The sequence below is a fragment of the Sphaerotilus sp. FB-3 genome (assembly GCF_023706025.1).
In the GTDB taxonomy this organism is placed as follows: Bacteria; Pseudomonadota; Gammaproteobacteria; order Burkholderiales; family Burkholderiaceae_C; genus Sphaerotilus; species Sphaerotilus sulfidivorans.
Map to the genome: position 1 here is coordinate 58,762 of NZ_BQWE01000001.1, position 11,154 is coordinate 69,915.

At 68.8% G+C, this 11,154-nt stretch carries 12 protein-coding genes; 1 reads left to right on the top strand and 11 read right to left on the bottom strand.

Features of this window, described 5'->3' with window-relative positions; translation table 11 throughout:
• Positions 1–22: 22 nt before the first annotated feature.
• On the top strand, positions 23–1,048 hold the full coding sequence (locus tag NFT33_RS00285) for an ABC transporter permease (RefSeq protein ID WP_220786685.1): 1,026 nt from the start codon (positions 23–25) through the stop codon (positions 1,046–1,048).
• Here the strand turns inward: NFT33_RS00285 and NFT33_RS00290 are convergent, their stop codons facing one another.
• The 11 genes from NFT33_RS00290 to NFT33_RS00340 all read right to left on the bottom strand — a co-directional run bounded on the left by NFT33_RS00290 (position 1,049) and on the right by NFT33_RS00340 (position 11,112).
• Positions 1,049–1,432, bottom strand: a complete 384-nt coding sequence (locus NFT33_RS00290; RefSeq protein WP_220786686.1) for a response regulator — start codon at positions 1,430–1,432, stop codon at positions 1,049–1,051.
• 42 nt (positions 1,433–1,474) lie between these two features.
• Positions 1,475–2,749 (bottom strand): methyl-accepting chemotaxis protein, encoded by a 1,275-nt coding sequence (locus NFT33_RS00295; protein WP_251672497.1) that lies wholly within the window; start codon positions 2,747–2,749, stop codon positions 1,475–1,477.
• Positions 2,750–2,823: 74 nt separating this feature from the next.
• A complete protein-coding gene (locus NFT33_RS00300; RefSeq protein WP_251672498.1) occupies positions 2,824–3,189 on the bottom strand; it encodes a response regulator in 366 nt (121 codons plus the stop codon).
• Between the two features lie 67 nt (positions 3,190–3,256).
• Positions 3,257–3,493 (bottom strand): hypothetical protein, encoded by a 237-nt coding sequence (locus NFT33_RS00305; protein ID WP_220786688.1) that lies wholly within the window; start codon positions 3,491–3,493, stop codon positions 3,257–3,259.
• Positions 3,493–5,901 carry a chemotaxis protein CheA gene (locus tag NFT33_RS00310; protein ID WP_251672499.1) on the bottom strand — a complete coding sequence of 803 codons (2,409 nt, stop codon included), beginning with the start codon at positions 5,899–5,901 and terminating at the stop codon, positions 3,493–3,495. The genes NFT33_RS00305 and NFT33_RS00310 overlap by 1 nt, the downstream gene beginning before the upstream one ends.
• On the bottom strand, positions 5,898–6,326 hold the full coding sequence (locus tag NFT33_RS00315) for a response regulator (protein WP_251672500.1): 429 nt from the start codon (positions 6,324–6,326) through the stop codon (positions 5,898–5,900). Before NFT33_RS00315 ends, NFT33_RS00310 begins: the two co-directional genes overlap by 4 nt.
• Entirely contained in the window at positions 6,323–7,198 is an 876-nt protein-coding gene (locus tag NFT33_RS00320) for a CheR family methyltransferase (protein ID WP_251672501.1), read from the bottom strand. The genes NFT33_RS00315 and NFT33_RS00320 overlap by 4 nt, the downstream gene beginning before the upstream one ends.
• Before the next feature lie 29 nt (positions 7,199–7,227).
• On the bottom strand, positions 7,228–7,854 hold the full coding sequence (locus NFT33_RS00325) for a HEAT repeat domain-containing protein (RefSeq protein WP_251672502.1): 627 nt from the start codon (positions 7,852–7,854) through the stop codon (positions 7,228–7,230).
• 46 nt (positions 7,855–7,900) lie between these two features.
• The gene (gene cheB, locus NFT33_RS00330; RefSeq protein WP_220786691.1) at positions 7,901–9,028 is read right to left on the bottom strand and encodes a chemotaxis-specific protein-glutamate methyltransferase CheB; all 1,128 of its coding nucleotides are present in this window, start codon (positions 9,026–9,028) and stop codon (positions 7,901–7,903) included.
• Positions 9,029–9,050: 22 nt separating this feature from the next.
• Complete coding sequence (locus NFT33_RS00335) at positions 9,051–10,718, bottom strand: chemotaxis protein CheW (RefSeq protein ID WP_251672503.1); 1,668 nt, start codon at positions 10,716–10,718, stop codon at positions 9,051–9,053.
• Position 10,719: 1 nt separating this feature from the next.
• Positions 10,720–11,112 carry a hypothetical protein gene (locus NFT33_RS00340; protein WP_251672504.1) on the bottom strand — a complete coding sequence of 131 codons (393 nt, stop codon included), beginning with the start codon at positions 11,110–11,112 and terminating at the stop codon, positions 10,720–10,722.
• Positions 11,113–11,154 lie beyond the last annotated feature (42 nt).

Sequence of the window (11,154 nt, forward strand, 5' to 3'; positions counted from 1 at the left end):
ACTCACCGAAGCGGAGACCTTCATGGCAAGCACCAACGCGACTGTCGGCGCACAGTCGATGACCTTCAAGCCGGCCAAGCGCAAATGGCCGCCCGAGACCAGCATCTTCCTGGTGCTGGTCGGCATCTGCCTGCTGTTCGAGGGCCTGGGCTGGTGGGTCAACGGCCAGAGCTTCCTGATGAATGTCGACCGGCTGCAGATCATCATCCTGCAGATGGCGGTCATCGGCATCATCGCCATCGGCGTCAACCTGGTGATCATCACCAGCGGCATCGACCTGTCCTCGGGCTCGGTGGTGGCCGCGGCGGCGGTCGTCTCGGCCAGCCTGGCACAGGTGTCGGACTTCCCACGCGCGATCTTTCCGCATCTGACCGACCTGCCGATCATCTGGCCGGTCCTGGCCGGCGCGATGGTCGGCCTGATCGTCGGGCTGATCAACGGCTCGCTGATCGCCTACACCGCGATCCCGGCCTTCATCGCCACGCTGGGCACGATGGTGGCCGCACGCGGCTTCGCCAAGTGGTTCACCAACGGCATGCCGGTGTCGATGCTGACCGACGACTTCGCCTGGATCGGCGCAGGCGCCAACCCGGTCATCATCTTCCTGGTGCTGGCGGCCCTCTTCCATGTGGTGCTGCGCTACACCCGCTTCGGCAAGTTCACCTACGCGATCGGCGCCAACCGCCAGGCGGCACGGGTCTCGGGCATCAATGTCAACCGCCACCTGATCTGGGTCTACTCGATCGCCGGTCTGCTGGCCGGCATCGCCGGCACGGTGACCGCCGCACGCGCCGTCTCCGGCCAGTCCGGCATGGGCGTGATGTACGAACTCGACGCGATCGCCGCGGTCGTGATCGGCGGCACCTCGCTGGCCGGCGGCCTGGGCCGCATCACCGGCACCGTGATCGGCGTGCTGATCCTGGGCGTGATGACCTCCGGCTTCACCTTCATCCGCATCGACGCCTACTACCAGGAGATGGTCAAGGGCGCGATCATCGTCGCGGCGGTGGTGGCCGACCAGTATCGCCAGCGCAACCGCCGCGGCTGATCAGGACCGACCGGACGGATTCTGCGGGGGCAGCAAGGGCTTGATCAGCCGGATCAGCTCGCTGCCCCCGACCGGCTTGATCAGCCAGCCGGTGGCACCGATGTGCTTGGCCTGATCGCGCTTGGCCTGCTGGTCGCGTGTCGTCAGCGCCAGGATCGGAGTGAAGCGCAGCAGCTTGCGCGCCTCGGCGATGAAGGAAATGCCGTCCATGCACGGCATGTTGATGTCGGTGATGATCAGGTCCGGGCGCAGCCCGGACTGCAGCCGCGCCAGCGCCGTCTGGCCTTCCGGTGCCAGCACGACCGCGTAGCCGCTCATCTCGAGCGTGTTCTGGAGACTCTGGCGCATCGTCGCCGAATCCTCCACCACCAGGATGGTCTGCATCGTCTCCTCCAGACTTCGGACTTCAGGATTCAGGATTCAGGATCAGAACAGCTCGATCTTGGGTCCGGCCGGCTCGCTGACCGCAGCCAGCTCGGGCTGTGGCCGGACCGGTGCCGAGCCCGATGAGCCGGTCGAACCGGCACCACCCGTGGCCTGGGCGTGGGCCTTGCGCTGGCTGTGCATCACATAGTTCTCGCTCCAGCGGGTGATCAGGTGCTCGAGCTGGACGGGCGGGGGCGGCGCGTCGCCGTCGAGCAGCTCGTAGAGCTGGGAGAAATGCTCCGACATGCCCACCAGCGCCATGTTGACCTGCTCGAGCATCTGGCGGTTGATGTCCTGGAACTGCATGTCGCCCAGCGTGTCGATCACGTCCTGGGTCATCGCACGAATGGTGCTGTCCATGCTGGAGGAGAGATCACCCAGGTAGGGCACGACATCGCCGAGGGTGCGGCTCATCGTCTCGATGTGGCTGGCAATCTCGTCGAGCTGCTCGGCCGTGCTGGACGACGCTCCTCGGTCGCTGCCGGCAGAGCGTGCGGACGACTGCAGATCGATCTGCTCGGCCGCATGCGCGATGCCCTCGGTGATCTTCTGCGCCGCCTCGGCGGTCTGGGTGGAGAGATTGCGCACCTCGGCCGCCACCACCTTGAAGCCGGCGCCTTCCTGACCGGCACGCGCGGCCTCGATCGACGCATTGATCGCCAGCAGATTGGTCTGGCGCGAGATGTTGGAGATCAGCTCGGCCAGCGGCGTGAGCGCGCGAACCTGGTCGGCGACTGCCCGCACGCGCAGCACGCTCTCGTCGCGCCCCTGCTCGAAGGCCTTCTGGTGCTCGGCCAGCGCACTGACCGCAGCGGTGTGCTGGCCCGCACGCGACAGGGTCTCCGCCGACAGGCTGTGCGATCGGCCTACCGCCTGGTCGACCCGCTCATGCAGCTGGATGACCGTGGCATGCACCCGCTGCATGCGCTCCATCATCGACATGACCGCATCTTCCGAGGTCTTGATGGTCGCCTTGACCTGGGCCTCGAGAATGCCGAAGGCCTGACGCAGCGTTCCGATGTCCTGCGCGATCACGTCGGCGGCACGGTCCTGGCGGACCCGACCGCTGGGCCCCTGCCAGCGGCCCAGGACATGGCCGGCGCCCAGGCCGCCGATCAGCGCGCCCGCGGTGCCGGCGCCGACCAGATCGGGCCAGGCCAGATGCACCGCGACGGTCAGCAGCCCCAGGCTGCCCAGCACCGCATGGCGCGCGTTCAGGCGGCGCCATGCCGGCGATGCGGCGACATGCGAGGTCGTGTCCGTTCTCTGGTTCATGATGTGCTCGTGCGTGCTGCCGCTGCCTGCCTGCCTGATGCGGCATGGGAAAAGGCGAGGGAGAATGCTCAGGATCAGGCTCCGGGCAGCACCTGCTTGATGACCTTGACCAGATCGGAGCCGCCGACCGGCTTGACCAGCCAACCGGTAGCCCCGTTCTTCTTGGCCTCGTCGCGCTTGCCCTGCTGGCTCTCGGTGGTCAGCGCCAGGATCGGCGTGAAGCGCAGCAGCTTGCGTGCTTCACGGATCAGCTGGATGCCGTCCATGCGGGGCATGTTGATGTCGGTGATGATCAGGTCGGGCTTCAGACCGGTCTTGATGCGATCCAGCGCCGCCTGGCCGTCGCCGGCGGTGTCGACCTTGAAGCCGCTCATCTCCAGCGTGCCCTTCAGGCTCATCAGCATCGTCGCGGAGTCGTCGACCAGAAAGACGTGTTTCATCGGGGAGCCCCCTGCAGTTCATGGAGAAAGTCGGTCCGGCGCGGCAGCCACTGGAGTGACCGTCGCTTCATGACGAAACCTGAGGCGCCAGGGCCGCCTGAAGCCAGGGATCGGCCGGCGTGCCGGTCACCCGAGGCCGCAGGGCCAGCAGCACCTGCAGCACGGCGGCATGCATGTGCTCGCACTTGCCCACGTTGACGGCCGCCCGGGGCTGCGACTTGAGCCACTGCTGCAGCTCTTCCGCCTCTTCGGCGCTGATCCGGCCCTGCAGCGTGACGGATTTCTTCAGGTATCGGATTCCCATCAGACCAGCTCCTTCGGGTTGAGGATCATCAGCACGCTGCCATCGCCCATCAGCGCGGTGCCCGCGAAGCCGGTGATGCCCGCCAGCACGCCCTCGAGCGGCTTGAGGATGATGTCGGAGGTGCCGTGGAAGTTGTCGACCAGCAGGCCGATGCTCTCGCTGCCGAGCCGCACCACCAGCACCGCCAGCTCGCCGTCGCTGTTGGGCTGAGGCGGCATGTCCATGCCCAGCATGTCGGAGAGCGCGCGCAGCGGCACGATGCGCCCGCGCAGCACCGTGGTCTGGGAACGCTTGAAATGGTGGATGTCCTCGGCCGGCACCCGCACCGTCTCGACGATCAGATCCATCGGCACGCCGAAGTGGCGCCCGCCGGCCTCGATCATCATCACGTTGGTCACCGCCATCGACAGCGGCAGCGTCAGCCGCACCGTGGTGCCGCGGCCGCGCTCGCTCTCGAGCTCGACCTGGCCGTTGATGCGCTCGACCGCGGTGCGCACCACATCCATGCCGACGCCGCGCCCCGACAGGTCGGAGATCGACTCGGCCGTGGAGAAGCCCGGCAGGAAGACCAGCTGCACCGCTTCCACGTCGCTGAGCGAGGAGGCGCGGTCGGCCGGGATCAGCCCGCGCTCGACCGCCTTGGCCCGCACCCGCTCGGTGTCGATGCCGGCGCCGTCATCGCTGATCGTCAGCACGACGCGATCGCCTTCCTGGCGCGCCGCGACACGCAGCACGCCCTGCGGCGGCTTGCCGCTGGCCACACGCACGTCGGGTGTCTCCAGCCCGTGGTCCAGGCTGTTGCGCAGGATGTGGATCAACGGATCGGCCAGCGACTCGATGACGTTCTTGTCGGCCTCGGTCTCCTCGCCCTCCATCACCAGAGAGACATCCTTGCCGAGCTTCTTGCCGATGTCGCGCACCAGGCGGCCGAAGCGCTGGAAGATGATCCCGACCGGCAGCATGCGCACCTGCATGATCGCGTGCTGCATGTCCTCGGCGATGCGGTTGATCACCGAATACTGGGCCTTGATCTCGCGGGCCAGCTCGCGCTGCTGGAACACCGTCTCGGCGCGGGTGGCCAGATAGGGCAGGGCGTTCTTGGCCACCACCATCTCGCCGATCAGCTCCATCAGCCGGTCGATCTTGTCCTGCGAGACCTTCAGCACCTTCTGGCCGCGTTCGGGCGAACCGGGCTCGTCGCCAGCCTGGCCGCCCTGGCCGACCGGCCCGCGCGGTGCGATCTGCGCGGCGGGGCCGCCGACGGCCGGTTCAGCCGAGGCACCGGCCGGCGCAGAAGACGACGGCAGATCCGCCGAGGCGGTGCCCGGACGGCCAGGCCGATGCTGGCGTGCCCACTGCAGCAGCGGCGCCGGCCCCGGCGGCAGCTGGGCCAGCGAGGCGTGCGCACTGCGCGCCGCCTCGTCGTCGATGCAGCTCAGCAGGTTCTGCAGCGTCGCGCGGGTGGCAGCCACCGTGCCCGCAGCCACGCCGACGCGCCCCAGCAGCCGGCACTGGTCGTCCCAGATCTGCTGCAGGCGCCTGAGCATCAGCGCCTCATGCTCGTCGGCCGGATCGATCGATGCTGCGACGCCGCGCGATCCCTCCTGCTCGTTGAGCACCGCCGACAGATCGAGCACCACCGGAGCGGCGGCCACAGGGGCCGGCATCTCCGCCAGCTCGATCTGCTCGGGCACATAGCGGAAATGCGCCGCGACCTCGGACTGCGGTGCGTCGCTGACGATCACCAGATCGAGATTGCAGGCATAGCAGTCGAAGTCGTCCACCGCCGGCCAGGGCTGACGGGCCGCGACCGAGAGATGGCGCAGGCCCGGGGTCAGCCGGGCGTGGTGCCAGGGATCCTCGCCCTTGAAGAAGCAGTCGGGCTCGGGCTGGTAGCGCACCGCGATGCGCCCCGCCTGGCGAGCCGCCTCGGGAATACGCTCGGCCCAGGCCGGGAGTGGCGCGGGCTCAGGAGGCGGTGCAGGCACGGATGTGGCTGCTGCGGCAGGCGCAGCAGGCGCACTGAGATGCTGGCGCAGACGCTGCGCGATCGGACTGGCCCGCTCATCGGCCTGCTCGGGCAACGCCCCCCGGGCCTCGATCGCGTCGATCAGCTCAGCAGTGAAGTCCATGGCCTCCAGCAGGGTGTCGGCGATCTCCGGGCCATAGGCCAGGGCCCCGTTGCGCACCCGGTCCAGCAGATCCTCGCCGGCATGCACCACCCGCTCCAGCGCCTTGAACTCGAACAGACCGCAGTTGCCCTTGAGGGTGTGGACCTGGCGGAACAGGTCGTTGAGAAGCTCCGCATCGTCAGGGGACTTCTCGACATCGAGCAGACGCTGGCCGATGCACTCGAGGCACTCGCGTGCCTCCAGGATGAACTGCTCCAGGAGTTCGGTCGAGTTCATGCGCTGACTCCCTGCATGCGACCGGCGGCGATGCGCCGGGCGGTGACGCCATCGCCCATCAGCAGCGCGGCGGTCAGCACCAGGTCGCGCGGGCGCGCCGGCTTGATCAGATAGCCGTTGGCGCCCGCCTCCTCGGCAGCGGCGGCATCATGCATCTGGGCCTCGGTCGAGACCATCAGCACCGGAGCCTGGGCGAGCTGCGGCAGGCGGCGCAGCTCGCGCACCAGCGTGTAGCCGTCCATCTTGGGCATGTTGACATCCACGACATACAGGTCGTAGGCCGGCCCGCCCGGACGGGCCATCACCCGCTCGAGGGCTTCCAGTCCGTTGACGGCCTCGTCGACGCTCCAGCCGGCATCGCCGAGCATCTTGCGGTGATACATGCGCACGGTCGCGGCATCGTCGACCACGAGAATTTGCTTCATGGGCGCTCTCCGGGAAGGGGTTTCTGGTAGACCATCGCGTCCGGAAAACGGCGCACGGCATAGAGCGAGGAAATCCGGCTCATCGACTCCGAGTGCCCCAGGCAGACGAATCCGCCAGGGTTGAGCGCGTCGTACATCGCCTCGGCGGCGAGACGGCGCGACAGGTCGTCGAAATAGATCAGCAGGTTGCGGCAGAAGATCACGTCGATGTCGCGAAAGCGCCGGGTGTCGGCCGCATCGCTGAGATTGACGCGGCTGAAGTCGACCGCAGCGACCAGATCGCGCGAGATCTGGTATTCGTTGTCGGACAGGCGCCGGAAATACTTGTCCAGGTAGTGCTTGGGCAGATTGGCCACCGATCGGGCCGAGTAGACCCCGCGCTCGGCCGCCGCCAGCACCGTGGTGTCGATGTCGGAGGACAGGATCTCGACCTCGTAGTCGTCGATGTGGCGCCAGCGCTCGAGCAGGTAGATCGCGATCGAGTAGGGCTCCTCGCCGGTCGACGAGGGAATCGACCAGATCCGGATTCGGCCGCCCTTGCGCTTGCGCCGGACCACCTCGTCGAGCATGTCGTTGACCAGACAGTCGAACTGGTAGCTCTCGCGGAAGAAATAGGTCTCGTTGACCGTCATCAGATTGACCAGCTGCTGCAGCTCGCGGCCGTCGGCCTCGAAGCGCAGCGCGATGAAATAGGCCCGGAAGCTGTCGGCTCCGGTGGCCTCGATGCGCTCGATCAGGCGCTTGTCGACGAAGTAGCGCTTGCTTTCCTCGAAATGGATGCCGGTCTTGCGATAGAAGAATTCACGGAACTTCAGGAAGTCCGCATCGCTGATCGTCGGCGGGACGATCGCGGGGGCGGTGGCGGCTTTCATCGGCCTGTCCTTCGCGGGGGCGGGCATCGTCATGCGGCCCGGATGCGCTCGATCGCCACATCGGCGGCGAAGCCGATGAAGGGATCGTCGGCGAAGCGCCGGCGGGTCTCGCGCAGCGCGTCGATGTGCTCGGGCTGGCCGGTCTCGGCCATGACCTCGATGGCGGCGGCCACGACATTGACCTCCCGGTCGGACAGCAGCACCTGCTGCAGCCACTGCGTCACCTGCTCATGGCGCAGCTCGCCGAGCAGGTTGACGGTGAAGATGCGCACATCCACATCGGCGTCGAGCAGCAGCGCCGAGATGCGCGGCCCCACCACCTTGGGCAGGCCCGACAGCACCTCGATGGCGCCATTGCGCAGCCGGGCGTCCTCGCTGCGCAGCAGCGGCAGCAGCGCGCTGACCGCCTCGTCGCTGGCCATCGTGCCCAGCGCGAGGAAGATGGCCTCGCGCACCGCCGCATCGCGCTCGACCAGCAGCTGGGCGCCGAGTGCCGCGGCGGCCTGCGGATGAGAGGTCAGGTCGCGCACCGCCCAGCGGCGCTGCTCGGCATCGCCCCCGCGCAGCTGGGCGACCAGTCCGTCGACATGGCGCGGAAAGCCGCGGTCGACGACCTCGCGCAGCGGATCCGGCGTATTGCTCTTTCTCAGTCCCATGCGGTGTCCCCTGTGGCCCGTGTCGTTGGCAGTGATGAATCGGTTCTCAGCCCAGGCGCTGCACCCAGGTGCGCAGTTGCCGGGCCACGTCCTGGCTGGGCAGCACCACGCTGGCGCCCCCGCGCTGGATCAGCTCGGACGGCATGCCGAAGACGACGCAGCTCGATTCGGCCTCGGCGATCGTGCGGCCGCCGCGCGCCTTCAGCTCGGCCATCGCCTGGGCGCCGTCGAAGCCCATGCCGGTCATCAGCACGCCCACCAGCTGCGAGGCCGGCAGGACCCGCATCGCGCTCTCGACCATCACATCGGCCGACGGATGCCAGGGATGGGCGGGAGACTCCGGCCGCGGCTGCGCGACCAGGCGCCCGAGCCGCTCGACCACGACCAGGTCGGTGCCGCCGCGGCCGATGTGGATGCGTCCGGGCTCCAGCGGCATCGGCTCGCCGACCTCGACCACCTCCAGCGCGCACATGCGGTCCATGCGCTGCGCGAAGGCCAGCGTGAAGTTCGGCGGCATGTGCTGGGCCACCAGCACCGGCCAGGGAAAGTCGGACGGCAGCTGCGGCAGCACATCCTCGAGCGTGCGCGGCCCGCCGGTGGAAATGCCGATCAGCACCAGGCCCGGACAGCGGCCCATGCCGCCGCGCAGCGGAGCGGGCGATGCAGATGCCGGTGCGCTCGTGGTCGTGCGAGGACTCGCCGGAGCGGGTCGTGCCAGAGCGGGGCGCGGAGCACGCTGCACCGGCGCGGGCATCGCGGCCGCCGGTCGGCCCGGCCGCAACCGGATGCGCGAGGCGGTACGCACCTTCTCCAGCAGCAGCGCCTGGATGTCGTCGATGCTCAGCGAGATGGTGCCGCCCGGCTTGGCGATGAAGTCGACCGCACCGAGCGCCAGCGCCTCCATCGTGGCCTGCGCGCCCTTCTCGGTCAGCGACGAGACCATGACGATCGGAGTGGGCCGCGCCTGCATCATCAGCGACAGCGCGGTCAGTCCGTCCATCTCGGGCATGTTGATGTCGAGCGTGACGACATCGGGCTGCCACTCGAGCAGCTGCTCGACGCCTTCGCGGCCGTTGCGGGCGGCAGCGACCGTCCAGCCGGCCTGCGTCAGCACGGCCGAGAGCAGCCGGCGCATCAGCGCCGAATCATCGACGACGAGAACCTTGCCAGGCATGGTCGGGCAATCTCCTTGTGCATCAGGCGGCACGAGCCATCGATGGGGCGGTGCGGGACTCGCCCGCAGGCTCGAGCGACTCGATGGCACGCACCTCGCGCGCGGCCAGCAGCTGGGTCGGATCGATCAGCAGCACCAGGCGGCGGTCGCCATCGAGCCGCGCGACCCGGCCGATCAGGCGGATCTGCTCGTCGGAGAGCTGCGGCGCCGGCGCGATGTTCTGCCGCGGGATGCGCAGCACCTCGGCCACCGAGTCGACGATGAAGCCGGTGCGCAGGCCGCCGAGCGTGAACACCATGATGCGCTGGCGATCGTTGCGCTCGATCGCGTCCATGCCCAGGCGGCGACGCTGGTCGATGACCGGCAGCACCGTGCCGCGCAGATTGATCACGCCCTCGACGAATTCGGGCGTGCGCGGCACGCGGGTGAGCGTCTCGGGCAGGCGCACGATCTCCTGCACGCTCATGATCGGCACGCCGAACTCCTCCGCGCCGAGGCGGAAGATGACGACCTGGGCGTCCTCGTCGTCGGGATGGGAAGTCATGCTGTGGGTCGATCTGTTCATCGATGCGTCCGGGCTGGAGAGTGAATCGGCCGATCCGGATCGCTCTGAAGACCCGGAAACCCCCGAGGCGCCCAGCTGCAGGGCCTCTCTCACGCTGTCCATGCCGAGCAGCCGGTCGGTGGCGATGATCGAGACCAGCCGGCGGCCACCGTCGAGCCTGCAGATCGCCGAGAACTCCTGCAGCTCGGCATCGCGCGCCAGGATGCCGGGCATGGTGTCGGCCTGGCTGCGCGGCACGCTGAGCACTTCCTTGACGGTGTCGGTGACCAGACCGATCTGGCCGCCGCCGGGCAGCGCCACGACGACGATGCGGTGATGCTCGTCCAGCTCCGCATCCGCCAGCGCGAACAGCGAGCGCAGGCTCACCAGCGGCAGCAGCCGCCGGCGCAGCGAGATCAGTCCGAGCACATGGCCAGGCGCCCCGGGCACCGCGGTGATCGTCGCCGGCACCTGGACGATCTCCTGCACGTCGGCGATGTCGAGCGCATATTCCTGCGCCGCCACCGTGAAGCTCACCAGCCGCAGCTCGCCGCTGCCCTCGCCGGGCTCGGCCCGGCCGGCGGACTCGCCGCCATCGGCCGCGCGCGAGCCGCTGACCGCGCCGCTCTCGCGCGACGGAATCATCCGGGTGAGGTGCTGCTGGACCAGCCGGGCAAAGTCGATGATCAGCAGCAGGTCGCGATGGCCGCCGTGGCCATCGGGCACCTCGCGGCGGATCACCCCGGTCAGGCAGTCGGTCTGCACCACCGACTGCACCACCTGCGCCGGCTCGATCTCGCTGGCATCGACGCTGATGACGCTGGCCACCCGGTCGACGACGAAGCCCAGCGACTGGCCGATGTGGATCACCAGCGCACGGGTGGCGTCATCGTTGTCGCGCTCCGGCGTGCCGAACAGCCGGCGCAGGCTGATGATCGGCAGCACCCGGCCGCGCAGATTGGCCAGCCCCTCGAGGGCCGGCGGCGTCAGCGGCATGCGCGCGACATCGGGCACGCGGATGATCTCCTGCACCGGTGCCATCGGCACCGCGAACATCTCGCCGGCGACGCTGAAGGTGACGAACTGCTGCGTCTGCCCGGCCGCCCGCGTCTCGTCGCCGTCGGCGACCGTGTGGAGCGCCTCCATCTCAGTTGCTCTGCAGCTCGTCGGCCAGCGAGGCGATCTCCTCGATCGCGGCGGAGAGCTCCTCGGCACCCTGAGACTGCTGGCGCGCCGCGGCCGAAGCCTGCTCAGCGGCCTTCTCGGACTCCTGGGCCGCCGCGGAGACCTGGTCGACCGCCACGCGCACCTGCGACAGGGCCGAGACGATCTCCTGGGCCGACTCGGCCGCCTCGACATTGCCCTTCTCGACCTCGACGACATCGCCTTCCATCGCCGACAGGTTGGCGGTGATCGAGCGGGTCTTGTCGACCTCGGCCAGCGCGGCCGTGGCGATCTCGCCCAGGTCGCGGCCGACGGTGGCGATCTGGTCCTGGATGCCATCCCTTTCAAGGTGACCGCCCAGCAGCCTTGAGGACACGAGCGGTGGAGAAATGAGACCGGGCGGTACGACCATCGACCC